The organism is Paracoccus sp. (in: a-proteobacteria) (assembly GCF_035556475.1).
In the GTDB taxonomy this organism is placed as follows: Bacteria; Pseudomonadota; Alphaproteobacteria; order Rhodobacterales; family Rhodobacteraceae; genus Paracoccus.
In genome coordinates this window covers 1-22,552 of the sequence record NZ_DATMFA010000024.1, presented here as the reverse complement: position 1 = coordinate 22,552, position 22,552 = coordinate 1, and the positions used below count along the sequence as shown (strand labels likewise).

The window sequence follows — 22,552 nt, the reverse complement described above, 5'->3', positions numbered from 1 at the left end:
ATGACGCAGAAGGTATTGGTTACCGGGGGTGCGGGCTATATCGGCTCGCATGCCTGCAAGGCGTTGCGTGACGCGGGCTTCGAGCCCGTCACCTATGACAATCTCTGCACAGGCTGGCGCGACGCGGTCAAATTCGGTCCGTTCGAACAGGGCGACCTGATGGACCGGGCGCGGCTGGACGAGGTCTTCGCGACCCACAAACCCGTCGCGGTCATGCATTTCGCCGCGCTGAGCCAGGTGGGCGAGGCGATGCGCGAGCCGGGCAAATACTGGCGCGGCAATGTCGGCGCATCGCTCAGCCTGATAGAGGCGACGCTGGCAGCCGGGGTCAGAAACTTCGTCTTTTCCTCGACCTGCGCGACCTATGGCGACCATGACGGCGTCGTCCTGGACGAGACGACTATCCAGACGCCGCTGAACGCCTATGGCGCCAGCAAGCGCGCGATCGAGGACATGCTGAAGGATTTCGGCGCCTCGGACGGGCTCAGCTCGGTCATCTTCCGCTATTTCAACGTGGCGGGTGCCGATCCCGATGGCGAGGTGGGCGAGTTCCACCAGCCCGAGACGCACCTGATCCCGCTGATCCTTGATGCGGTCGATGGCAAGCGCGCGGCGCTGACCATTCATGGCACGGATTACCCGACCCATGACGGCACCTGCATCCGCGACTATGTCCATGTGATGGATCTGGTCGATGCGCATGTGCTGGGCCTGCGCCATCTGCTTGACGGCAAGGTCTCGGGCGGGGCGCAGGAGGTGTTCTGCCTTGGCACCGGCAACGGCTTCACGGTGCGTGAGGTGATCGACCATTCGCGCCATGTCACCAACCGTCCGGTTCCGATGACCGAGGGACCGCGCCGGGGCGGTGACGCCGTGAAGCTGGTCTCGGGCAGCGAGAAGGCGATTTCCGTGCTGGGCTGGAACCCGGAGCGCTCGAGCTTGCCGCAGATGATCCGCGATGCGTGGCGCTGGCACCAGAACGGCGGATATGAGCGCTGATCCGGCCATTCTGCTGGATGTTTCCCGCCTGATTTCACGCCTTGGCATGGGCCCGGCCACCGGAATCGACCGCGTCGAGGCCGAGTGGCTGGGCCATCTCGATCAGGGGGGCAGGCCCTACCTGCTGCTGGCCCGCGTCAGGCGGGCCCAACTGCTTTTGCCGCGTGAGGCGGGGCGGGTCATCCTCGACTGGCTCGACGGTAAGCTGGAGGGGCTGCCTCCTGCGGCCCTGATCGACCGGCTGCGCGGGCGGCAGGACGCGCGGCTGCGCGCCGAGGTTGCCTTGCGTCGCATGGCCCTCAAGACCGCCGACCCCTCGGGGCGGGGGATTGCCGGTGCGGCGCGGGCCATTCTGGGCGAGGGCGCGACCTATCTTTCGACGGGCCACAGCAATCTCTCGGACAGTCTTCTCTCGAACCTCGCGCCGCTGCGCCGGGTTGTGATGATCCATGACACGATCCCGCTGGATCATCCCGAATATACGCGCGCCGGTCAGTCCGAGAAATTCGCCCAGCGGTTCGGGGCCGTGCTGCGTCATGCCGACCTGCTGCTTGCGATCTCGCAGGCGACGCGCGCCGATGTGATCCGCTGGCGCGAGCGGATGGGCCTGCCCGCGCGGGCCGATATCGCCGTGGCTCCGATCGGCACCCGGCTTGTCGAGGCATCGGCCCTGCCCGATGTGGTGCAGGTCGCGCGCCCGTTTTTCGTGACGCTGGGCACGATCGAGCCGCGCAAGAACCATGCGTTGTTGCTGGAAGCGTGGAAGATCATCGCGGACCGGCTTCCGCCCGGGGAGGCGCCCGCCCTCGTGATCATCGGGCGTCGTGGCTGGGAAAATCACGAAACCTTCGCGCGGCTCGATGCCTGCCCGGAGGCGGGACCGATTGCCGAGCTTTCCGGCCTCGATGACGGCGCGGTCGCGGCACTTGTCGGGCAGGCACAGGCGCTTCTGATGCCAAGCCGGGCCGAGGGGTTCGGCCTGCCCTATACCGAGGCCGCGGCGCGGGGCGTGCCGGTGATCTGCGCGCCCCTTGCCGCCGCCCGCGAGGTTCTGGGTGATTATGCCTGCTATCTTTCCCCCGACCGCCCCGACCTGTGGGCAGAGGAGATCATGCGCCGGACGGCGGCTCCGGCCCCGCGGCAGACACCCTTGGCGGTGCCGCAATGGGACACCCATTTCGCGCTGGTGGACGGCTTCATGCGCGAAGGATTGCGCGCAGGGGCGGCCACGGCTATGCCCAATTGAAAAGCGAAGATTCCCGTGAAGCGACTGATCAGGATCACCCGCCGAAAGTTGCGTCTGCGTGCCCTTCGGCACTATCTGCTGGGACGTGCGGTCCGCCGGCGGCGTCGCCTGCATCCGATCGCCGTCCGCACCCGCCGCATCCGGCGGGGCGACATCCTTCTGTTCATGTCGATCCGCAACGAAAAGGTGCGGCTGCCCTATTTCCTGGAATATTACCGCCGCATGGGGGTCCAGCATTTTCTGGTCGTCGACAACGGCTCGGATGATGGCGGGCTGGAATACCTCAGCGAGCAGCTTGATGTGTCGGTCTGGCTGACGCATTCAAGCTACAAGGACTCCCGCTTCGGGATGGACTGGCTGAACTGGCTGCTGCTGCGCTATGGCACGGGGCATTGGTGCCTGACCGTCGACCCGGATGAGTTCCTGATCTATCCCCATCACGACACCCGGCCGCTGCGGGCGCTGACCGACTGGCTGGACGCCTCGGCGATCAAGTCCTTTTCGGCGATGCTCCTCGACATGTATCCCAAGGGCGCGCTGGATGCGCGGAGCTATCGCGAGGGCGAGGATCCGTTCCAGATCGCTTCCTGGTTCGATCCGGCGAATTACACGATCCGCAAGAATGGCGAATTCGGCAACCTGTGGATTCAGGGTGGGCCGCGCAGCCGCGCGTTTTTCCGCGACAATCCGGTGCAGGGGCCGGCGCTGAACAAGATCCCGCTGGTCAGGTGGGAACGGCCCTATGTCTATGTCAGCTCGACCCATATGCTGCTGCCGCGCTCGCTGAACCTCGTCTACGACGAGAATGGCGGAGAGAAGGCCTCGGGCTGCCTCCTCCATGCCAAGTTCCTGTCCACATTCGCCGGGAAATCCGCCGAGGAGATCGAGCGCCGCCAGCATTATTCCGACAGTCAGGAATACATGGCCTATCATTCCGGCCTGCAGGACGAGCAGAATTTCTGGTGCGAGGAATCGCGCCGCTATGAGGATTGGCGGCAGCTTGAGGATCTGGGGCTGATCTCGAAGGGGAACTGGGCATGACGGCGCCCGAGCACGAGCCGCCGGCTCCGCCCCATCCCGCCAAGGTCCGCCTTGGCATCGTTATGCTGTGCCATAACGAATTGCCGCTGGCGGCGCGCATGGCCGAAGTCTGGGCGGCGGGCGGTGCGGTCGTCGCGATCCATATCGACGCCAAGGTCGCAGCCGAGGAGGTCGCGACGATGAAGGCCGACCTCGAGCCGCATGAGGAGATCATCTTCTCGCGCCGTCATCCCTGCGAATGGGGCACGTTCAGCCTGATCAAGGCGACGCAGGACGCGGCCTCGCTGCTGCTGGATCGGTTCGAGGATGTGAGCCATGTGATGGTGGTCTCGGGTTCCTGCCTGCCGCTCCGGCCGGTTGCGGATCTGATCGCCTTTCTCGCGCAGCGCCCGACCCGTGATTTCATCGAAAGCGTGACGGCCGAGGATGTGGGCTGGACCGTTGGCGGGCTGAACGAGGAACGCTTCACCCTGCGCTTCCCCTTTGCCTATCGTCGGCGGCGGAAGCTTTTCGACCGCTATGTCGAACTGCAGCGTCGCCTCAAGCTCAAGCGCCGCATCCCCGAAGGCGTGGTGCCGCATCTCGGCTCGCAATGGTGGTGCCTGACCCGCGCCACTCTGCACGCCATCCTCGCCGATCGGCGCCGGCCCGAGCTTGATCGCTATTTCAGCCGCGTCTGGATCCCGGACGAGAGCTATTTCCAGACCCTCGCCCGGATGCATTCGAACCGGATCGAGAGCCGGTCCCTGACGCTGGCCAAGTTCGACGATCAGGGCAAGCCCTACATGTTCTACAACGATCACCGCCAGATTCTCGAGGAATCGCGCTGTTTCGTCGCGCGCAAGATCTGGCCGCGGGCGAGTGCGCTCTATGCCTATTTCCCGCGCCCCGCACAGGCCGAGCCCTCGGCGGCCGAACCCCGGCCCGAGAGGCTGGACCGTATCCTTGGCCAGGCGGTCAGCCGCCGCCGCCTTGGCCGGCCGGGTCTTTACATGCAGAGCCGGTTCCCGCTCAAGGACCGCGAGAACGGCAAGACCGCCGCTCCCTATACCGTCTTGCAGGGTTTCTCGGACCTGTTTCCAGATTTCGAACCCTGGCTGGCCGAGCGGGCCGATGCCGATGTCCATGGGCATCTGATGGCGCAGGACAGGGTCGAGTTCGGGGGCAGGGCGCAGGTCGGGCCGGGCGGGCTCCCGGACAGCGCGGCGCTGCGCGACCTCGACGCGCGCGGCTTCGTGGCGAACCTGATCCGCATGTCGCCGCGGATGCAGGTCATCCAGTTCAGTCCGCGCGACCAGCAGGATCTGAACTGGTTCATGGCTACCGATCCGAACGCGCAATTCTTCGTCATCACCGGGGCCTGGGCTGTGCCCCTGCTGCATTCCGGCATGCCTTTCGACGACATTCGCCGCATTGCCGCGCTGCTCCAACGCATCGAGCTTGAGCAGATGAACATTCTGAATTCGGTCTGGCTGAAGGCCCGGACGCGGATCTGGGATCTGGGCGATTTCTGCGCACGCCCCGCGGGCGCGCTGCGCAGCGTCCTGCGCGAGCTGGGCGGCGACCCCGATGCCGCCGCGAACCTGCCCGAGATGCGGGAACTGGCAGGGATGGGCCGATTCCTCCAGCGCCTTCGCAATGCGGGATTGCGCCCGCAACTGATGGGTGATTTCCCCGTCGTCGACCCCGCCCCGAGCAAGGAAAGCATCTGACATGAACCAGCCCTTCCAGCGCTTTGTCATCTTTGCCGAGATGCGGACCGGCTCGAACCTGCTTGAGGCGACGCTGAACGGCGTCAAGCGCGTCACCTGCTTTGGCGAGGCCTTCAACCCCTATATGATGGGCTGGCCGGACAAGGACGAGTTGAAGGGCATCACCAAGGCCGAACGCGACATCGACCCGCTGCCCCTGCTGGCCGCGATCTTCAACAAGCCGAACCATCTGCCGGGCTTTCGCTATTTCCACGACCATGACCCGCGGGTCTTTGACGCGATCATGGAGGACCGGGCCTGCGCCAAGATCGTGCTGACCCGGAATCCGGTCGACAGCTATGTCTCGACCGCGCTGGCCCGCGCGACGAACCAGTGGAAGCTGAACGAGACCGAGACCCCGATCCCCGCCGCCGCTCGCTTCGACCCGGAGGAGTTCGATCAGGTGGTCTCGGAGATCGAGGAGTTCCAGCTGAAGGTCCAGCACCGGCTGCAGGTGACGGGCCAGACCGCCTTCTGGCTGGGCTATGACGACCTGCGCGACACCGAGGTGATGACCGGCCTTTTGCACTGGCTTGGGCGCACCGACGTCAAGAAGGTCGAGCCGGCCAGCGATCAGGTGCCGCAGAACCCGCGCGAATTGTCCGAGAAGGTTTCGAATTTCGACGAGATGGAGGCGGCGCTCTCCCGGCTCGACCCGTTCATGCTGCGGCGGATCCCGAATTTCGAGCCGAAGCGCGGCCCGGCCATCCCCTCCTTCGTCGCCTCGGAGGCGGGCAGGGGGCTGGTCTTCATGCCCGTCAAGGGCGGCCCCTCGGAGCGGATCGAGGCATGGCTGGGCCAGATCGGCAAGGTGACGACGGGGCTGAACCACAACACGCTCCGGCAATGGAAGCGCGACCATGCCGGGCATCGCAGTTTCACGGTGCTGCGTCATCCCCTGCGGCGTGCATGGACCGCCTTTGATTTGCTGTTGACGAGCAGCAATGCCCAGCTTCGCGACCTGATGCGACAGATCTACCGCGTCGCCCTGCCGCCGGAGGCTGAGCTTGCCGCGCTGACCGACGACCGCAAGGCCGAGCTTTTCGAAGCCTTCCTCGATTTCCTGCGCCGCAACCTCAGCGGGCAGACCTCATTGCCGACGCATCCGGGCTGGGCCACGCAGGCCGAAGTCCTGTCGGGTTTCTCGCGGTTCGGCGCGCCGGACATGGTGCTGCGCGAGGCGGATCTGGACGAGGATCTGGGCTGGCTTGCCGGCAGCGCGGGGATCAAGTCGGCGCCCGCCCTGCCAAGGGCCGAGCAGTTCCCGGATTTCCTGAAGGACCAGAAACTGCGCGGCGCGGCGAAGCGGGCCTATCTGCGCGACTACATTGCCTTCGGCTTCGCGGGGCAGCCCTGAGCGGGTCTAGCCCTGCGGCGTCATCGCCTTGCGCTGGCGGTTGCGTTCAAGCCCAAGCTGCCGTTCGCGCCAGATGATCAGGATGCCGGCCGTGATGACCAGCGCGGCCCCCACCAGCATCACCACGGTCGGCGCCTCGCCAAAGACGAACCAGCCGATCAGCAGCGCAAACAGCATCGAGACATATTCGAAGGGCGCGATCAGCGAGGCATCGGCAAAGCGATAGGCCGAGGTCAACAGGATCTGCCCCAGCCCGCCCAGCAGGCCGATCGTCACCAGCAAGGCCGCGGTCCCCGGATCTGGCATCACCCAGCCGAAGGGCAGGGTCAGCAGGCTGAGAATGGTCGATGTCACCGAAAACCAGAAGACGATGGCCGAGGTGCGCTCCTCCTGCGCCATCTTGCGCACGAAGATCATCGCCAGCGCCGTGCAGGCCGCCCCGGCCAGCGTCACCACCGCGCCAAGGCTTTCGCGCAGGTCCATCTCGGTTCCCGTGGTCAGGCGCGGGGACAGCACGACCACTACGCCGGCAAGCCCCATCACCACCATCGCGATGCGAAAAAGACGCACCTCCTCGCCAAGGAACATGGCCGCGAAGATCACGGTCAGCAGCGGTGCGGCATAGCCAAGCGCCGTCACCTCGGGAAAGGGCAGCAGGGACAGCGCCCAGAACCCCAGCGCCATCGCCATGGTGCCGATCACGCCGCGATAGAAATGCCCCATCGGGCGATAGGTTTTCAGCCCGACACCCAGTTCCTTGCGCCAGATCAGCCAGACGAGGATCACCGGAATCGCGAAAAGCGAGCGGAAGAAGACCTGTTGCCCCGGCGGGATGCCAAGGCCCTCCGCGGATGTCGCCTTGATGATCGAGGCCATCAGGGTAAAGACGACAACGCTGAAACATTTCAGCAGGATGCCGCGCAGCGGGCTTGGAGGGGTCGGAGTCATGTCAGTCTTTGGCAGGCCCATTGCGCCGCGTCGGCGACTGCGGGATCGGGATCACGGGTCAAGCCTTCGGCCACCGGGCGCAGATGTGCAAGCCCCGAATTGCCGATCGCATAAAGCACGTTCCTGACCATCCGGTCCCGGCCGATGCGCTTGATCGGACTGCCGGCGAAACGCTCGCGAAAGGCCGCATCGTCAAGGGCTGCCAGTTCCGCCAGCGCCGGCGCTCCATGCGGGCCGTGATAGCGCAACTCGGTCGCGGCCTGCGCGAACTTGTTCCAGGGACAGGCGGCAAGGCAATCGTCGCAGCCATAGATGCGGTTCCCCATCATCGGCCGCAATTCGGGATCGACCGGCCCCTTATGCTCGATCGTCAAGTAGGAGATGCAGCGCCGCGCGTCGAGCTGGTAGGGCGCGGGAAAGGCTCCGGTCGGGCAGGCGTCGAGGCAAGCCCGGCACGAGCCGCAATTTGACCGCTGCGGCTTGTCCTTGGGCAGATCCAGCGTGGTGAAGATCGAGCCGAGGAAGAACCAGCTTCCCAACTCCCGCGACAGCAGGTTGGTGTGCTTGCCCTGCCAGCCCAGCCCCGCCGCCTGCGCCAGCGGCTTTTCCATGACCGGCGCGGTATCGACAAAGACCTTGATCTCGCATCCGGTCAGGTTGACCAGCCAGCCGCCCAGCCGCTTCAGCCGCTTCTTGACCAGATCGTGATAGTCCTTGCCCTGCGCATAGACGCTGATCCCGCCGCGATCGGGATGGGACAGCACCTCCAGCGGGTCGTGGTCGGGGGTATAGAGTTCGGCCAGCATGATGACCGACCCCGCCGACGGCCAGAGGGTCGGAGGCGAGCCGCGCCAATGCGTCCGCTCGGCCATCCATGCCATCTGGCCATGACGCTCCTTGCCGATGAACTCGGCCAGCCGTTCGGGAAGCTGCGGATCGGCGTCCGGCGCGCAAATGCCAAGGGCCGAGAAACCCTCGGCCCGCGCTTGCGCCTCCAGCCGGGAACGGATCTGGGCCGGGTCAGAAATCCAGGAGCGCATAATGCGGCGCCGGGTGCACGCCCGGCAAGTGGTCGGCCAGCAGGCTGCGGAAAGCCGGGCGCGACTTGATCTTGGCATACCATTCCTGCACCTCCGAGGAATGGGTCCAGTCCACGTCCGAAATATAGTCGAGGCAGGAGATATGGGCGGCCGCGGCGAAATCCGCCATCGTCATCACGTCGCCCGCCAGCCAGCGGCGCTGCTCCAGCAGGGATTTCATGTAATCCATGTGATAGCGGATGGACGACAGCCCCGCCTTGACGGTGCGCGAATCCGGGTAGCCGAGGCGCATGACCTTTTTCCACACCCGTTCATTCATCACCGGGCGCGTGCATTCATTCGCGAACTTGTCGTCGAACCACGAGCAAAGGCGGCGCACCTCATAGCGGTCGATCGCCGAGGCGGGCATCAGCGCCGGGTTCGGATAGCGTTCGTCCAGATATTCGCAGATCGCCTGGCTTTCGGCCAGCAGGCGCCCATCCAGGCGCAGCACCGGCAGCTTGCCGGCCGGGTTGCGGCGCATGATCTCGGTGCCGGGTTCCCAATAGCGGTCCTCGACCAGTTCGACCTCCACCCGCTTCTCGGCCAGAACCAGCCGCACCTTGCGGCAATAGGGCGAGAGCGCGATGTGATAGAGTCGAATCGTGGAATTGCTGGGAGCAGTATTCATCTGGGGAAAACACCGGGGAACATTCGCGGACAGCTTGTGTGATACGCTGCGTAACCCGCGGTTTCAACAAGCTTGGATCAGCGCGGCAGCAACAGGCAGGAATCGCGCCCATCCGCGCGGATCGTGGCCGCCCCGTCGGCGATAGCCCGCGTTCTGGCCGATCCCGTCTGCGGCATGCGGGTTTTCGGCGAGGGCAGGATCGAGGCGAGCGCCGCTGCCTGCCGCGCGGTCAGCTTGTCGGGAGTCGTGCCGAAATAATGCCGAGCGGCGGCATGGATGCCAAAGACCCCGCGGCCGAATTCGGCAAGGTTCAGATAGACCTCGACGATGCGGCGCTTGGACCAGAGCGCCTCGATCATCGGGGTATAGACCGTCTCGAGAACCTTGCGCGGCCAGCTTCGGCCCTGCCACAGAAACACGTTCTTCGCCGTCTGCTGCGAGAGGGTCGAGGCCCCGCGGCTGGAGCCCGAAGCGATCACCTTGCGGATCTCGATCATGTCGAAACCCCAGTGGTTGCAGAAATTCGCGTCCTCGGCCGCCACCACGGCGCGCACCATGGCGGGAGAGATCTGCGCGAGGCGCGTCCATTCGCGCGGCGTGCCGGGATATTCCCGCGTTCCGCTGATGATGGTCCAGCTTGTCGGCGGGTTGATGAACGAAAACAGGAAGACCAGCACGAACATCAGCGCCAGCAGCCGGACCCCGATCCAGCGCAGCCAACCGGCAAGCCAGAGGGCGGCGCTGCGCAGCGGCCGCAGGCGCCGCGGCCGGCGCGCTCGGCGTCGCCTTGGTCGGGCCGGTGCCTCGACCAGCTCCTCGGTATCGGTGATGCTGTCACTGCGTCGGGGCATGGGCGCGTCCTGTCACGCCGATGCCCTTTGCGTCAAGCATTTGCGGCGCCGGTCAGGCGCCGGCGGCCCCTTCGCCTGGTTGCGGGGCGGTGGCGGGGCGGGCATCGGCCTGGGGCACGCCCAGGGCGCTGCCAAGCTTGCCGCCGGCGAAGGCTTCGCGCAGCTTCGCTTCCTGCTCGTCCGGCAGCGAGGTTTGCAGAACCCGGCCGCGCAGGTGGAACGCCTCAAGCCGCGACAGCACCTTGTCCGCAGTCATCTTGCGCACCAGAATGAACACGGCCGAGCCGCCCGGCGGGATCGAGCGGCCGATATCGCGCATGAAGGCGTCGTTGATGCCGATATCGCTGAGCCGCCCCGCAATCGCGCCCGAGGCCGCGCCCACCGCCGCCCCGATCAGCGGGTTCAGGAACAGCAGTCCGACCAGCGTTCCCCAGAAGCCGCCACCGACCGCGCCGGCGGCGGTCAGGTTCACCGCCTGATGCAGCTGGATGTCCTCGGCCGTGGGACGGGTCACGACCACCGCGTCCTCAAGCTGGATCAGGTATTCCTTTTGCATCTTGACCAGTTCGCTGCGCAGTTCGAAGCCGGTGGCCTCGTCGTCGAAGGCAATGACAAGCAGATCGGACATCAGTGGAATCCTCGTTGTGGGATGGCGCGGGCGGAACGCCGCAAGCCGGCAACCCGTTCCGGTGCCGTGATCTTTCCCCTGTCGCGGCATGGGCGCAAGCCCCAAACTTGGGGCTTTGGGCGGATCCGGTCTTGTCACCGGCAGGTCCGATGGTGCCAAATGGAAGCCGACCCGCCGATCCTTACGACGCATGAGGTGCGAATGCTGATCCAGCTTGTCCATATCCAGGTCCAGCCGGGCAAACGCGATGCCTTCATCGAGGCGTTCCGGCTGAACTGGCAGGGCGCGCAGACCGAGCCGGGCAATATCCGCTTCGACCTGCTCTGCGATCCCGAGGACGAGAACAGCTTCTCCGTCTACGAGATCTTCGCCGACGAGGCTGCGCTGGACCAGCATCGCGCGACCCCGCATTATCGCCGCTGCATCGAACTGATTGACCCGCTGACCACGGGCCGCCGCAGCAAGCGCTTCTTCGCGCCGATTCTGGTCGAAGGGCGCGCCGTCACCCGCCCCTAGCGCCGACCTCGCCCTTACCGCCACAGACCGGAGCCATCGCGGCCTATGCCAAATCCCCTTCGCCCCTATAGCGCGCGAATCCGCAGGCTGCTTGGCCGTCCCGAGACCGACTTCTTCGCCGGCGCGGTGGAAAACTGGCAGGAGGCGCCGGACGGGATCGTTCATATCCAGCCCGCCCTGTTCCTGCCGGGGCAGGTAGAGCGGATCAGGGCCAGCGTCTTTGCCACCCTTGCCGACACCGTCACCGCCCTGACGCAGGAGGGCGAGGCGCGCGAGGGGCCGACGCTCGGCTGGCGGTTCCGCGATGTCGATCTGGTCGATGGCGTGCTTTATGGCGACGGCGCCGAGATGCATCTGCGCAGCCGCCGCAACCGCATCGGTCTGGCCCTGCGTCCGCGGGTCTCGGCCAGTGGCGCGCTTTACGAGACGTGGAACACCAATCGCTGGTTCGGAAGCTGGCTGATGGATGCGCTGGTCTCGTGGCCGCTGGCTGAAAGGACCGGGCAGCCGCTCTCGATGACGCCTGCGCCTTCGCCCTCCAGCCATGCCGGCCGTTACGAGGAGTTGTTGGGCGTGACCCCGCAGCGCCTTCCGGCTGATGTGCATTTCGATGAACTCGTCCTTTTCTCGGACCTGCCGAACAATCCCGACAAATGGCGGCGGCAGGCGGAATTGCGCGAGCGTCTGCTGGCCGGGCGCAACCCCGCGCCGGTGCCGGGGGTCTTCCTGCTCAGGGGAACCGGCGGCGACCTGCGCCTGCTGAAGAACGAGCGGGAGCTGGCCGAAAAGCTCGCGGCCGAGCGCGGGTTCAAGGTGATCGACCCGCTCGCCTCGACCGTCGATGAGTTGATCGAGGCTTGCGGTGCCGCCCGCGCCATCGTGGGCGTCGAGGGCAGCCATCTGGTGCATGGCATCATCGTCGCACCGCCCGGCGCGGCGATCCTGCCGATCCAGCCGCCCGACCGCGTCGCGGCGACCTTGAAGCAGTTGAGCGACCGGCTGGGGCAGCGCTATGGCCTTGTGGTGGCCGAGGGCAATGACACCGTCTTCACCCTCGACTGGAGCGATCTTGCGCTGACGCTCGACCTTTTCGACTGACTATTCCCCGCGCGGAAAGCGCTTGGATTCCTCCAGCACGTTCAGGTCCATGTGGTTGCGCATATAGCGTTCCGAGGCGAGTTGAAGCGGCTGGAAGTCCCAGGATTCATAGTTGCCCTGACGCAGCGCCTCATAGACCACCCAGCGCCGGGCCTGACTTTCCCGCACCTCAGCGTCATAGGCGGCAAGATCCCAGCGTTCGGCTGCTCGGCTGCGCATCCGCTCCAACACCGGCGCGGCGGTCGGATCGGTCGCGCGGTTCACCCGCTCCTCCGGGTCGTCGGCGAGGTTGTAGAGCAGTTCGGGATCGGCGCTGCAGGCGATATATTTCCAGTCGCCCTCGCGCAGCCCGACCAGCGGCGTGATCGAACCCTCGGCCGCGTATTCCATCGCGACCGGGCCATGATCCGCGCTGCCCTGCGCCAGCGACTCGCCATCGGTCCAATGCGCGACCTCCTCCCTCGGGATGCCGGCAAGCTCGCAAAGCGTCGGCAGCAGGTCGATGGTCGAAACCGGGTTCTCGACCAGCCCCGGCTCCATTCCGGGGGCCGAGATCATCATTGGCACGCGGGCCGAGGGCTCGAAGAAGTTCATCTTGTACCACAGGCCGCGCTCGCCCAGCATTTCGCCATGGTCCGAGACGAAGACCACGATCGCCTCCTGCCGGCTGCGGTCCAGCACGTCCAGAAGCTCGCCCAGCTTTTCGTCGACATAGGTGATGTTGGCGAAATAGCCCTGCCGGGCGCGGCGGATGTTCTCGGGCGTGACGTTCAGGCCGCGCCAGTCGCAGGACTCCATCAGCCGCTGCGAATGGGCGTCCATCCGGTCGTAGGGAATGGCCTCGGGCGGCTCCAGCTCGGGGATGCCCTCGTAAAGATCCCAATACTTGCGCCGCGCGACGAAGGGGTCATGTGGATGGGTGAAGCTGACGGTCAGACACCATGGCCGGGGATCCGCACCGCGCGACAGGTCATAGAGCTTGCGGCAGGCGTTATAGGCGACCTCGTCGTCATATTCATACTGGTTGGTGATCTCGGCCACGCCCGCGCCCGTGACCGAGCCCATATTGTGATACCACCAGTCGATACGCTCGCCCGGTTTGCGGTAATCCGGGGTCCAGCCGAAATCGGCGGGATAGATGTCGGTCGTCAGCCGCTCCTCGAACCCGTGGAGCTGGTCGGCGCCGACGAAATGCATCTTGCCGGAGAGGCAGGTCTGATAGCCCGCCCGGCGCAGGTGATGCGCATAGGTCGGGATGTCCGAGGCGAATTCGGCCGCATTGTCATAGACGCGGGTGCGGCGCGGCAATTGCCCGGCCATGAAGCTGGCCCGCGCGGGGGAACAAAGCGGGCTTGCGGTATAGGCATTCGCATAGCGGGTCGATTTCTCGGCCAGCTTGCGCAGATTCGGGACGTGCAGGAACTCGGCCGGGCCGTCGGGGAAAAGCACCCCCGACAGCTGGTCGACCATGACGATCAGGATATTCGGGCGTGACAATTACTTCACCGAAGCCATGACCGCATCCGCACCGGGCTGGCCGTCAAACGTGGTGACACCATCGAGCCATTTCGCGACCGCCTCGGGATTTTCGGCGATCCATGCCTTGGCGGCATCCGCGGCGTCCATGCCCTCGTCAAGGATGCTGCCCATCAGCAGGTTTTCCTGATCGACGGTAAAGGTCAGTTGCCGGAAAAGCTTCGCCGCATTGGGGCAGGCCGCGATCCAGTCCTTGCGCGCCACGGTATGAACGGTCGCGCCGCCGAAATCGGGGCCGAACTCGGCATCGCCGCCGGACAGATAGGTGATCTTCAGGTTCACGTTCATCGGATGCGGCGCCCAGGCCAGAAAGACCGAGGGCGTGCCCGCGGCGTCATTACGCGCGACCTGCGCCAGCATCGCCTGCTCGCCCGATTCGACCAGCTTCCAGTCGCCGAGGCCGAACTTGTCCTCGTCGATCATCTTGGTGATGGACTGGTTTGCCGGCGCGCCCGGCTCGATTCCATAGATCGTGCCCTGGAAGGCGTCCTTGTGCTGGTCGAGATCGGCGAAGTCCTTGACGCCCAGATCGCTTGCCGCATCGGTCACGGCGAGGGTGAATTTCGCGCCGGTCAGGTTCTGGACCAGAACCTCGGTCTTGCCCGAGGCGTCGAGGTCGTCGCGGAATTTCTGCTGCGCCGGCATCCAGTTGCCGAGGAAGACGTCGGTCTCGCCGCTCTTCAGCGCCTCATAGCCGATCGGAACCGACAGGGTCTTGATGTCGGGCTTGTAGCCCAGCCCCTGCAGCAGGGCGCGGGCGACGCCGTTGGTGGCGGTGATGTCGGTCCAGCCGGGATCGGAAAGGCGCACCGTGCGGCAGGCCGCGGCCTCTTCGGCGGCGGCGGGCAGCGCGCATAGGGCCGCGAGCATGGCGACGGCGGGGATTGCGAGTTTGGGGTTCATGATGACCTCTCTTGTCGTCTCGGCGGGGCGATCCCGTCGCGGAGAGGTCAATGAGCCCATAGCCGGGCCGCGGACGCAATAGGGCAGGAAAAACCCGACCTCGTGGCCGGTTTTGGCCTGGCCGATTGCCGATGTCTTGTCACCACTTGACGGCTGCTCGGGGAAGTCGGAAGCTGCCGGCCGTCCTTGTCGGACGGCTGCAGCGAAGCGCCTGTTTCTCTGCGAGAAAAAGTGGTGAGCCCAACAGGATTCGAACCTGTGACCCACTGATTAAAAGTCAGTTGCTCTACCAACTGAGCTATGGGCCCACATCACGGGGGGCTGATTAGTGTTGGTGGCTGGTGGGGTCAAGCGGAAAAAACGCGACCTCTGGAAAAAACTTTGCAGCGAGCGTATGTGACCGGCATGGATCAGCAGCAGCACCTTGGCCTCCGCGCCCCGCTGCCCTTCATGAAAATGCATGGGCTGGGCAATGATTTCGTCGTCATCGACGGTCGCGAGACCGGGCGGCTGCCCGATGCTGCCGTGGTGGCGGCCATGGCGGACCGCCATTTCGGCATCGGATTCGACCAGTTGGCCGTGATCCTGCCGGGCGAGAATGCCGATGCGCGGCTGGTCTTCTACAATTCCGACGGCTCGATCTCGGCCGCCTGTGGCAATGCCACGCGCTGCGTCGCGCGCTATCTTCTGGACGAATCGGGCCGGCGTGAGCTGCGCCTTGCGACCGATCACGCCGTCCTTCTGGCAGAGGAGGCGGGCAATGGCCTGACGCGCGTGAACATGGGGCCGCCCGTGCTCGACTGGGCGCATGTGCCGCTGGCCGAGGATGTCGATATGCTGCACCTGCCGATTGCGGGCGATCCCGTCGCCACCGGCATGGGCAATCCGCACATGACCTTCTTTGTCGAGGACGTGGCGGCAGTCCATCTGGAGCATTTCGGCCCGATCCACGAAAGACATCCGCTTTACCCGCAACGCACCAATGTGGAAGTGGTGCAGGTCGTCTCGCCTGACGAGATCATTCTGCGCATCTGGGAACGCGGGACGGGCATCACGCTGGCCTCCGGTTCCTGCTCTTGCGCGGCGGTGGTCGCGGCGGCGCGGCGCGGGCTGACGAACCGCAAGGTCAAGGTCAACGTGCCGGGCGGCGTGCTGGAGATCGACTGGCGCGAGGACGGGGTCTGGATGACCGGCCCGACCGCGCATGTCTTTGACGGGGTCTGGCGGGGATGAAGGATCAGGCAAACCCTCCGGTCTTCGCGACGCTCGGCTGCCGGCTCAATGCCTATGAGACCGAGGCCATGCGCGAGATGGCCGATGCCGCCGGGCTCAGCGGCGCGGTGATCGTGAACACCTGCGCCGTGACGGCCGAGGCGGTGCGGAAGGCCCGGCAGGAGATCCGCCGCCTTGCCCGCGAAAATCCCGGTGCGCCCGTCATCGTCACCGGCTGCGCGGCCCAGACCGAACCCGAGACCTTTGCCGCCATGGCCGAGGTCACGCGGGTCATCGGCAACCACGAAAAGATGCAGCCCGCGACATGGGCCGCGATGCAGGCCCCCGACCTGATCGGCGAGACCGAGAAGGTGCAGGTCGACGACATCATGTCGGTGAAGGAGACGGCGGGCCACCTGATCGACGGCTTCGGCCGTCATCGTGCCTATGTGCAGGTCCAGAACGGTTGCGACCATCGCTGCACCTTCTGCATCATCCCTTACGGTCGCGGCAATTCGCGCTCGGTCCCGGCGGGGGTGGTGGTCGAGCAGATCAAGCGCCTGCGCGACCGCGGCTTCAACGAGGTTGTGCTGACCGGCGTTGACCTGACCTCATGGGGCGCGGACCTGCCCGGTCAGCCGAAGCTGGGCGATCTGGTCATGCGCATCCTGCGGCTGGTTCCCGATCTGCCCCGACTGCGCATCAGCTCGATCGATTCGATCGAGGCGGATGAGAACCTGATGCTGGCCATCGCGACCGAACCGCGCCTGATGCCGCATCTGCACCTGTCCTTGCAGGCGGGCGACGACATGATCCTGAAGCGGATGAAGCGCCGCCACCTGCGCGACGACGCCATCCGCTTTTGCGAGGATGCCCGCCGCCTGCGCCCCGGCATCGTCTTTGGCGCCGATATCATTGCCGGTTTCCCGACCGAGACCGAAGCGATGTTCGAAAACAGCCTGAAGCTGGTCGAGGATTGCGGCCTGACCTTCCTGCATGTCTTTCCCTATTCGGCGCGGAAGGGCACCCCGGCTGCGCGGATGCCCCGCGTCGATGGCCCTGCGATCAAGGAGCGCGCCTCGCGCCTGCGCGCCGCGGGCGACAAGGCGCTGGCCCGCCATCTTCAGGCGCAGGTCGGCACGCGCCGTCTGGTGCTGACCGAGGGGCCGCGCCTTGCCCGGACCGAGCATTTCACCGAGGTTTCCTTTGATCGCGACATGCCCGAAGGCTCGCTGATCGAGGTTGCGATCACCGGCCATGACGGACAGCGCCTGATCGCCTGATTCCATGCTGCGTTGCAGCAAGATCCGGCGCGCGAAACCGCGATCTGCGCTTTGCTTAGGCAGTAGGGCAAGGTGCCAGTCGTCCATTTCGGCAGGTTCGGGAACAAGTTCTTGCTCGGGAAATGGGCCGCGCATAATCGTTGCGCGATGACGCTCCTTTATACACATCCGTCGGGATTTCGGCATGTTACGCCGCCAAGCCACCCGGAACAGGTGTCGCGACTCGATGCCGTGATCGGTGCGTTGCGGGATATGGACCTCGATCGCCGCGAAGCACCCGACGCCGAGGATGAGGATATTCTGCGCTGCCATCCCGCCAGCTATCTTGCGACCGTCCGGCGCAAGGTGCCGGATGAAGGCTGGACGATGCTCGATGCGGACACCTATCTTTCGGCGGGCAGCCTGACCGCAGCGCGCCATGCGGTGGGCGGCGTCTGCGCAGCTGTCGATGCGGTCCTTGCGGGCGAGGGGCCGAATGCCTTCGTTGCCATGCGCCCACCGGGCCACCATGCCGAGCGGGCGCGGGCGATGGGCTTCTGCATCCTGAACTCCATCGCGATCGGGGCGCAGCGGGCGCTGGACCATCACGGGATCGACCGGCTGGCGGTGCTGGATTTCGACGTTCATCACGGCAATGGCACGCAGGACTTGCTGTGGAACGAACCGCGGGCCTTCTTCGCCTCGACCCATCAGTTTCCGCTTTATCCCGGCACCGGCGCTGCATCCGAGCGTGGGGCATATGGCCAGATCGCGAACTTTCCGCTGCACTCGGGGACGGATGGCACGCCCGCGCGGGCCGCCTGGCGCGAGATTTGCGACCGCGTTGCCGACTGGCGGCCTCAGCTTGTGCTGGTTTCCGCAGGCTTCGACGCCCATGCCGACGACCCGCTGGCCTCGCTTGCGTGGGACGACGATGATTTCCGTGCGATCAGCCGGATGATCTGCGACTCCGCCACGGCATGTTCGGCCCCGGTGGTATCGGTCCTCGAAGGCGGTTATGATCTTGCCGCCCTGGGCCGCACCACGCGCGCCCATGTCGAGGTTCTGAGGGAGACGTCGCTATGACCGAGATCGAAAACATGTCCTTCGAGGAGGCGATGCGCGAGCTTGAGGCGACCGTCGGCAAGCTCGAGCATGGCGAGGCCACGCTGGAGGAATCGATCACGCTTTACGAACGCGGCGCCGCGCTGCGCAAGCATTGCGACGAGGTTTTGCGCAAGGCCGAGGAACGGGTCGAGAAGATTACCCTTGCCGCCAATGGTCAGCCGACCGGAACAGTGCCCGTCGAGGGGCTGTGATGCAGCACCGCCTCGATGATGTGAAGGCGCAGGTTCAGGCCGCGCTGGACGCGGCCATGGCCGGCCTTCCGCCGGGCGAATTGACCGACGCGATGCGCTATGCCTGCACCGGCGGCAAGCGGCTGCGCGCTTTCCTCGTCATGGAATCGGCGCGCCTGTTTGGGCTGCCGGATGCCGCCGCGCTGCCCGTCGCTGCCGCAGTCGAGGCGCTGCACGCCTATAGCCTCGTCCATGACGACCTGCCGGCGATGGATGATGACGACCTGCGCCGGGGCCTGCCGACCTGCCACGTCAAATGGTCCGAGGCGACGGCGATTCTTGCCGGCGACGCGCTCCAGACCCTTGCCTTCGGTCTTCTGACCCAGCCCGAGGTTGGCTCGCCCGAAGCGCGCATCAATCTGATCCGCGCCTTCGCTGATGCGGTGGGCGCGCGCGGCATGGTCTGGGGTCAGGCCCTCGACATCGCGGCCGAAACCGCGTCCGAGCCGCTGGACATTGCCGCGATCCAGCGCCTGCAAGGTGCCAAGACCGGGGCGCTCATCGTCTTTTCCGGCACCGCCGGCGCGATCATGGCGGGCCGGGACGTGGCGCCGCTGACCGAATATGCCCGGAATATCGGCCTCGCCTTCCAGATTCAGGACGATATCCTCGACGTGACCGGCGACGAGGCCGAGACCGGCAAGCGCCTGCACAAGGACGGCGAGGCGAACAAGGCGACCTTCGTTTCGCTGCTTGGCCTCGACGGCGCGCGCGAAAACGCGCGCGAGCTTGTGCGTCACGCAGATGCCGCGCTTGAACCTTATGGCGAGGCGGCAGGAAACCTGCGGCGGCTTGCGCGGTTCATCATCGAGCGGGATGCCTGATCCCAGGCCCCGCTCGCCCGAAGTTTCACGATCAAGAAGGGTTCAGCCCGTGAGCCAGACCGACCAGCAGCCCGACCGCCCAGCCACCCCCGTCCTCGACCGGGTCAACCTGCCTTCGGACCTGAAGGCGCTGAGCGACCGTGAGCTGATCCAGCTTGCCGGAGAGCTACGCGCCGAGACGATCAGCGCCGTTTCCGTGACCGGGGGGCACCTTGGCGCGGGCCTTGGCGTCGTGGAGCTGACGGTCGCGCTGCACGCGGTATTCGAGACGCCGCGCGACAAGATCATCTGGGACGTCGGCCACCAATGCTATCCGCACAAGATCCTGACCGGACGGCGCGACCGCATCCGCACGCTGCGGACCGAGGGCGGGCTCTCGGGCTTCACCAAGCGTTCCGAAAGCCCCTATGATCCGTTCGGGGCGGGGCACAGCTCGACCTCGATCAGCGCGGCGCTGGGTTTTGCGATGGCGCGCGAGTTGGGCGGCGATACGGGCGATGCGGTCGCGGTGATCGGCGATGGCGCGATGACCGCCGGCATGGCCTTCGAGGCGCTGAACAATGCGGGCGATCTGGGCAAGCGCCTGTTCGTGGTGCTGAACGACAACGAAATGTCGATCGCGCCGCCGACCGGGGCGCTGTCGCGCTATCTGACCCGGCTCTATGCCGAGAACCCGTTCCAGGACCTGAAGGCCGTGGCCAAGGGCGCGGTGGGCTTCCTGCCGCCGACCCTGCAGGAAGGTGCGCGCCGCGCCAAGGAGATGCTCAAGGGCATGACCGTCGGCGGCACGCTGTTCGAGGAGCTGGGCTTTTCCTATGTCGGCCCGGTGGACGGCCATGACCTCAGCCAGCTTCTGCCGCTGCTGCGCACGCTGAAGGCGCGCGCGACCGGGCCGGTCCTGATCCATGCGGTGACGCGCAAGGGCAAAGGCTATGCCCCGGCCGAGCAGGCCGCCGACAAGGGCCATGCGACCGCCAAGTTCGACGTGACCACCGGCGCGCAGGCCAAGGCAAAGTCGAACGCGCCGAGCTATACCTCGGTCTTCGCGCGCGCCCTGATCGAGGAGGCGAGCCGGGACGAGAAGATCGTCGCGGTGACCGCTGCCATGCCGGACGGCACCGGCCTCAACCTTTTCGCCGAGCGTTTCCCGCGCCGCTGCTTCGACGTGGGCATTGCCGAGCAACATGCGGTGACCTTCTCGGCCGGGCTGGCGGCGGGGGGGATGAAGCCCTTCTGCGCGCTCTATTCGACCTTCCTGCAGCGCGGCTATGATCAGGTCGTCCATGATGTTGCGATCCAGCGCCTGCCGGTGCGTTTCGCCATCGACCGCGCGGGCCTTGTCGGCGCGGATGGCGCGACCCATGCCGGGGCCTATGACATCGCCTTCCTCGCCAATCTGCCCGGCATGGTCGTGATGGCCGCCGCGGATGAGGCGGAGCTGGTCCACATGGTCGCGACCGCGGCCGCGCATGATGCCGGCCCCATCGCCTTCCGCTATCCCCGTGGCGAGGGCACGGGCGTCGAGATGCCCGAACGCGGCATCCCGCTCGAGATCGGCAAGGGCCGCGTCATTGTCGAGGGTAAGGGCGTCGCGATCCTCTCCTTCGGCACGCGTCTGGCCGAGGTCATGCGCGCGCGCGAGGAACTTGCCGCCTCGGGCGTCCAGCCCACAGTGGTTGACGCGCGTTTCGCCAAGCCCCTCGACCGCGAGCTGATCCTGCGCCTTGCCCGCACGCATGAGGCGCTGATCACCATCGAGGAAGGGGCCGTCGGCGGCTTCGGTAGCCTCGTCGCGCAACTTCTTGCCGATGAAGGTATTTTCGATGACGGCTTGCGCTTCCGTCAGATGGTTCTGCCGGATACGTTCATTGATCATGCCAGCCCCGAGGCCATGTACCGCGAAGCCCGCATGTCCGCCCCGGACATCAGGGCCAAGGTATTGGAGGTTCTGGGCGTCGCCATCGCCAAACGTGCCTGAGAGGTTCCATGCTTCGAGTTCTCCTGACCGGATTTGCCCTGACATTGCCGCTGGCGGCCGGGGCTCAGGACAAGGCTGTGGAACCGGCCCCGGCCGCCGCGCCGGAAGGGGACGAGGCGGCCAAGGCGCCGGAGACCCCGCGGCCCGCGCCGCTGGTCGCGCCTCCGCCCGCGCCCGCGAAGCCCGACGGCTTCCTGCCCAACCTGTTCGACGTCACCGTGGTCGAGACATGGGAGACGCTGAACGTGCGCGAAAAGCCGGACGGGCAGGCCAAGGTCATCGCCACGCTGCCCGCGACGGCGAAGGGGGTCGAGGTCGTGGCCCGCGATTCCTCGGGCAAATGGGGCCGGGTCAACGCGGGCGAGCGGTCGGGCTGGGTGGCGCTGCGCTTCCTGGCCGAGCAGAAGGGCGTCTGGCAGCCTGCCTCGCTGCCCCAAAGCCTAGCCTGCCACGGGACCGAGCCTTTCTGGGGTCTCAAGACCACCCGCTCGGGCATGGTTTTTTCCGAACCCGATGCCGGGGACCGGGCGCTTGAACTGCGCAAGGTCATGGATCGCGGGATCGAGGGCGAGCCGACGCGCGGCCTGATCGCGGGCGACGGCAAGGGCCGCGTCACGGCCTTCATCCGCCCCGCGCAATGCAGCGACGGCATGTCCGATCGCGGCTTTGCGCTGGCGGTTTCCGTCATCCTCGACGGGGCGGAAACGCCGTCGCGGATGTTGACCGGCTGCTGCTCGATCGCGCGATAGGGTTCAGTCGCCGCCCTCGGCCAGCAGCGCCGCAAGGCCGCTGCGGTAATCGGGATATTTCAGCCGGATGCCCAGCTCGCGCTTGATCCGCGCGTTCGAGACGCGCTTGCTTTCGGCATAGAAGGACCGGGCCATCGGCGTCATCTCGGCGGTGGCGAAATCCTCGGTCGGGGGCAGGGGCAGGCCCAGCAGTTTGGCGGCATGCGCGATCACCTCCTCTGGCGGGGCGGGATCGTCGTCGCAGAGGTTATAGACCGCGCCGGGAGACGGCGAGCGGATCGAGGCCAGCAATGCCTGCGCGAGATCCTCGGCATGGATGCGGGAAAAGACCTGACCCGGCTTGACGATCCGGCGCGCGGTCCCGGCCCTGACCTTGGCGAAGGGCCCGCGTCCGGGGCCATAGATCCCGGCAAGGCGAAAGACATGCAGCGGCAGGTCATGGGCGGCGGCAAGCGCCTGCCAGCCTTCCTCGGACGCGACACGCTCGCGGCCGCGTCGGGTCGCGGGGGCAAGCGGCGTTCCCTCGTCGATCCAGCCGCCGCCGTGGTCGCCATAGACCCCGGTGGTCGAGAGATAGCCAAGCCA

22 protein-coding genes and 1 tRNA gene are annotated in these 22,552 nt (G+C 66.2%); 14 read left to right on the top strand and 9 right to left on the bottom strand.

Annotation, left to right across the window (positions count from 1 at the left end; translation table 11 throughout):
* From galE to VNQ78_RS03175, 5 genes are read left to right on the top strand one after another with little or no spacing between them, the layout of a single operon-like run.
* Nucleotides 1–999 (top strand): UDP-glucose 4-epimerase GalE, encoded by a 999-nt coding sequence (gene galE, locus VNQ78_RS03195; RefSeq protein WP_325686521.1) that lies wholly within the window; start codon nt 1–3, stop codon nt 997–999.
* Complete coding sequence (locus VNQ78_RS03190; RefSeq protein WP_325686519.1) at nt 989–2,245, top strand: glycosyltransferase family 1 protein; 1,257 nt, start codon at nt 989–991, stop codon at nt 2,243–2,245. The genes galE and VNQ78_RS03190 overlap by 11 nt, the downstream gene beginning before the upstream one ends.
* A 15-nt stretch (nt 2,246–2,260) precedes the next feature.
* A complete protein-coding gene (locus VNQ78_RS03185) occupies nt 2,261–3,286 on the top strand; it encodes a glycosyltransferase family 2 protein (RefSeq protein ID WP_414694038.1) in 1,026 nt (341 codons plus the stop codon).
* Nucleotides 3,283–4,998, top strand: coding sequence for a beta-1,6-N-acetylglucosaminyltransferase (locus VNQ78_RS03180; RefSeq protein ID WP_325686517.1), 1,716 nt, complete (start codon nt 3,283–3,285; stop codon nt 4,996–4,998). The genes VNQ78_RS03185 and VNQ78_RS03180 overlap by 4 nt, the downstream gene beginning before the upstream one ends.
* Nucleotide 4,999: 1 nt before the next feature.
* Complete coding sequence (locus VNQ78_RS03175) at nt 5,000–6,394, top strand: hypothetical protein (RefSeq protein ID WP_325686515.1); 1,395 nt, start codon at nt 5,000–5,002, stop codon at nt 6,392–6,394.
* Between the two features lie 6 nt (nt 6,395–6,400).
* Here VNQ78_RS03175 and VNQ78_RS03170 read toward each other — a convergent pair whose 3' ends face one another.
* From VNQ78_RS03170 to VNQ78_RS03150, 5 genes are all read right to left on the bottom strand, one after another.
* Nucleotides 6,401–7,342, bottom strand: a complete 942-nt coding sequence (locus VNQ78_RS03170) for a DMT family transporter (protein WP_325686513.1) — start codon at nt 7,340–7,342, stop codon at nt 6,401–6,403.
* Entirely contained in the window at nt 7,339–8,382 is a 1,044-nt protein-coding gene (queG, locus tag VNQ78_RS03165) for a tRNA epoxyqueuosine(34) reductase QueG (RefSeq protein WP_325686511.1), read from the bottom strand. The genes VNQ78_RS03170 and queG overlap by 4 nt, the downstream gene beginning before the upstream one ends.
* Nucleotides 8,363–9,052, bottom strand: coding sequence for a glutathione S-transferase family protein (locus VNQ78_RS03160; RefSeq protein ID WP_325686509.1), 690 nt, complete (start codon nt 9,050–9,052; stop codon nt 8,363–8,365). Before VNQ78_RS03160 ends, queG begins: the two co-directional genes overlap by 20 nt.
* Before the next feature lie 77 nt (nt 9,053–9,129).
* On the bottom strand, nt 9,130–9,903 hold the full coding sequence (mtgA, locus tag VNQ78_RS03155) for a monofunctional biosynthetic peptidoglycan transglycosylase (RefSeq protein WP_325686507.1): 774 nt from the start codon (nt 9,901–9,903) through the stop codon (nt 9,130–9,132).
* A 52-nt stretch (nt 9,904–9,955) separates the two neighbouring features.
* Nucleotides 9,956–10,531: a DUF1269 domain-containing protein gene (locus VNQ78_RS03150; RefSeq protein WP_325686505.1), complete on the bottom strand. Its 576-nt coding sequence runs from the start codon at nt 10,529–10,531 to the stop codon at nt 9,956–9,958.
* 201 nt (nt 10,532–10,732) lie between these two features.
* Between VNQ78_RS03150 and VNQ78_RS03145 the strand changes: the two genes are divergently transcribed.
* Both VNQ78_RS03145 and VNQ78_RS03140 read left to right on the top strand, forming a co-directional pair.
* On the top strand, nt 10,733–11,047 hold the full coding sequence (locus tag VNQ78_RS03145; RefSeq protein ID WP_325686503.1) for an antibiotic biosynthesis monooxygenase: 315 nt from the start codon (nt 10,733–10,735) through the stop codon (nt 11,045–11,047).
* A 45-nt stretch (nt 11,048–11,092) separates the two neighbouring features.
* The gene (locus VNQ78_RS03140; protein ID WP_325686501.1) at nt 11,093–12,145 is read left to right on the top strand and encodes a glycosyltransferase family 61 protein; all 1,053 of its coding nucleotides are present in this window, start codon (nt 11,093–11,095) and stop codon (nt 12,143–12,145) included.
* On the opposite strand, the gene betC is transcribed toward VNQ78_RS03140, so the two are convergent.
* The 3 genes from betC to VNQ78_RS03125 all read right to left on the bottom strand — a co-directional run bounded on the left by betC (nt 12,146) and on the right by VNQ78_RS03125 (nt 14,892).
* Entirely contained in the window at nt 12,146–13,642 is a 1,497-nt protein-coding gene (betC, locus tag VNQ78_RS03135; RefSeq protein ID WP_325686499.1) for a choline-sulfatase, read from the bottom strand. It lies immediately after the preceding gene.
* On the bottom strand, nt 13,643–14,584 hold the full coding sequence (gene choX, locus VNQ78_RS03130; protein ID WP_325686497.1) for a choline ABC transporter substrate-binding protein: 942 nt from the start codon (nt 14,582–14,584) through the stop codon (nt 13,643–13,645).
* Nucleotides 14,585–14,816: 232 nt separating this feature from the next.
* A tRNA-Lys gene (locus tag VNQ78_RS03125) sits at nt 14,817–14,892 on the bottom strand.
* A 97-nt stretch (nt 14,893–14,989) separates the two neighbouring features.
* Between VNQ78_RS03125 and dapF the strand changes: the two genes are divergently transcribed.
* From dapF to VNQ78_RS03090, 7 genes are all read left to right on the top strand, one after another.
* Nucleotides 14,990–15,817, top strand: coding sequence for a diaminopimelate epimerase (dapF, locus tag VNQ78_RS03120; RefSeq protein ID WP_325686495.1), 828 nt, complete (start codon nt 14,990–14,992; stop codon nt 15,815–15,817).
* Nucleotides 15,814–17,079 carry a tRNA (N(6)-L-threonylcarbamoyladenosine(37)-C(2))-methylthiotransferase MtaB gene (gene mtaB / locus VNQ78_RS03115; protein WP_325686493.1) on the top strand — a complete coding sequence of 422 codons (1,266 nt, stop codon included), beginning with the start codon at nt 15,814–15,816 and terminating at the stop codon, nt 17,077–17,079. Before dapF ends, mtaB begins: the two co-directional genes overlap by 4 nt.
* Nucleotides 17,080–17,226: 147 nt before the next feature.
* Nucleotides 17,227–18,144: a histone deacetylase family protein gene (locus VNQ78_RS03110; protein ID WP_325686491.1), complete on the top strand. Its 918-nt coding sequence runs from the start codon at nt 17,227–17,229 to the stop codon at nt 18,142–18,144.
* Nucleotides 18,141–18,377 carry an exodeoxyribonuclease VII small subunit gene (locus VNQ78_RS03105; protein WP_325686489.1) on the top strand — a complete coding sequence of 79 codons (237 nt, stop codon included), beginning with the start codon at nt 18,141–18,143 and terminating at the stop codon, nt 18,375–18,377. Before VNQ78_RS03110 ends, VNQ78_RS03105 begins: the two co-directional genes overlap by 4 nt.
* Nucleotides 18,377–19,240, top strand: coding sequence for a farnesyl diphosphate synthase (locus tag VNQ78_RS03100; protein ID WP_325686487.1), 864 nt, complete (start codon nt 18,377–18,379; stop codon nt 19,238–19,240). The genes VNQ78_RS03105 and VNQ78_RS03100 overlap by 1 nt, the downstream gene beginning before the upstream one ends.
* Nucleotides 19,233–21,218, top strand: a complete 1,986-nt coding sequence (dxs, locus tag VNQ78_RS03095; protein WP_325686485.1) for a 1-deoxy-D-xylulose-5-phosphate synthase — start codon at nt 19,233–19,235, stop codon at nt 21,216–21,218. The genes VNQ78_RS03100 and dxs overlap by 8 nt, the downstream gene beginning before the upstream one ends.
* Nucleotides 21,219–21,226: 8 nt before the next feature.
* Nucleotides 21,227–21,967, top strand: a complete 741-nt coding sequence (locus VNQ78_RS03090) for a COG3650 family protein (protein ID WP_325686483.1) — start codon at nt 21,227–21,229, stop codon at nt 21,965–21,967.
* 3 nt (nt 21,968–21,970) lie between these two features.
* Here the strand turns inward: VNQ78_RS03090 and VNQ78_RS03085 are convergent.
* On the bottom strand, nt 21,971–22,552 hold a 582-nt coding region (locus tag VNQ78_RS03085), incomplete at its 5' end, for an NAD-dependent epimerase/dehydratase family protein (RefSeq protein ID WP_325686481.1).

Bases quoted from the DNA above. Each gene is read 5' to 3' on its own strand.
- VNQ78_RS03160 (WP_325686509.1), bottom strand. From the start codon at position 9,052: ATGAATACTGCTCCCAGCAATTCCACGATTCGACTCTATCACATCGCG.
- VNQ78_RS03100 (WP_325686487.1), top strand. From the start codon at position 18,377: ATGCAGCACCGCCTCGATGATGTGAAGGCGCAGGTTCAGGCCGCGCTG.
- choX (WP_325686497.1), bottom strand. From the start codon at position 14,584: ATGAACCCCAAACTCGCAATCCCCGCCGTCGCCATGCTCGCGGCCCTA.
- galE (WP_325686521.1), top strand. From the start codon at position 1: ATGACGCAGAAGGTATTGGTTACCGGGGGTGCGGGCTATATCGGCTCG.
- dxs (WP_325686485.1), top strand. From the start codon at position 19,233: ATGCCTGATCCCAGGCCCCGCTCGCCCGAAGTTTCACGATCAAGAAGG.
- VNQ78_RS03145 (WP_325686503.1), top strand. From the start codon at position 10,733: ATGCTGATCCAGCTTGTCCATATCCAGGTCCAGCCGGGCAAACGCGAT.
- VNQ78_RS03150 (WP_325686505.1), bottom strand. From the start codon at position 10,531: ATGTCCGATCTGCTTGTCATTGCCTTCGACGACGAGGCCACCGGCTTC.
- VNQ78_RS03175 (WP_325686515.1), top strand. From the start codon at position 5,000: ATGAACCAGCCCTTCCAGCGCTTTGTCATCTTTGCCGAGATGCGGACC.
- dapF (WP_325686495.1), top strand. From the start codon at position 14,990: ATGGATCAGCAGCAGCACCTTGGCCTCCGCGCCCCGCTGCCCTTCATG.
- VNQ78_RS03170 (WP_325686513.1), bottom strand. From the start codon at position 7,342: ATGACTCCGACCCCTCCAAGCCCGCTGCGCGGCATCCTGCTGAAATGT.
- mtgA (WP_325686507.1), bottom strand. From the start codon at position 9,903: ATGCCCCGACGCAGTGACAGCATCACCGATACCGAGGAGCTGGTCGAG.
- VNQ78_RS03110 (WP_325686491.1), top strand. From the start codon at position 17,227: ATGACGCTCCTTTATACACATCCGTCGGGATTTCGGCATGTTACGCCG.
- queG (WP_325686511.1), bottom strand. From the start codon at position 8,382: ATGCGCTCCTGGATTTCTGACCCGGCCCAGATCCGTTCCCGGCTGGAG.
- VNQ78_RS03180 (WP_325686517.1), top strand. From the start codon at position 3,283: ATGACGGCGCCCGAGCACGAGCCGCCGGCTCCGCCCCATCCCGCCAAG.
- VNQ78_RS03090 (WP_325686483.1), top strand. From the start codon at position 21,227: ATGCTTCGAGTTCTCCTGACCGGATTTGCCCTGACATTGCCGCTGGCG.
- mtaB (WP_325686493.1), top strand. From the start codon at position 15,814: ATGAAGGATCAGGCAAACCCTCCGGTCTTCGCGACGCTCGGCTGCCGG.
- VNQ78_RS03190 (WP_325686519.1), top strand. From the start codon at position 989: ATGAGCGCTGATCCGGCCATTCTGCTGGATGTTTCCCGCCTGATTTCA.
- VNQ78_RS03140 (WP_325686501.1), top strand. From the start codon at position 11,093: ATGCCAAATCCCCTTCGCCCCTATAGCGCGCGAATCCGCAGGCTGCTT.
- VNQ78_RS03105 (WP_325686489.1), top strand. From the start codon at position 18,141: ATGACCGAGATCGAAAACATGTCCTTCGAGGAGGCGATGCGCGAGCTT.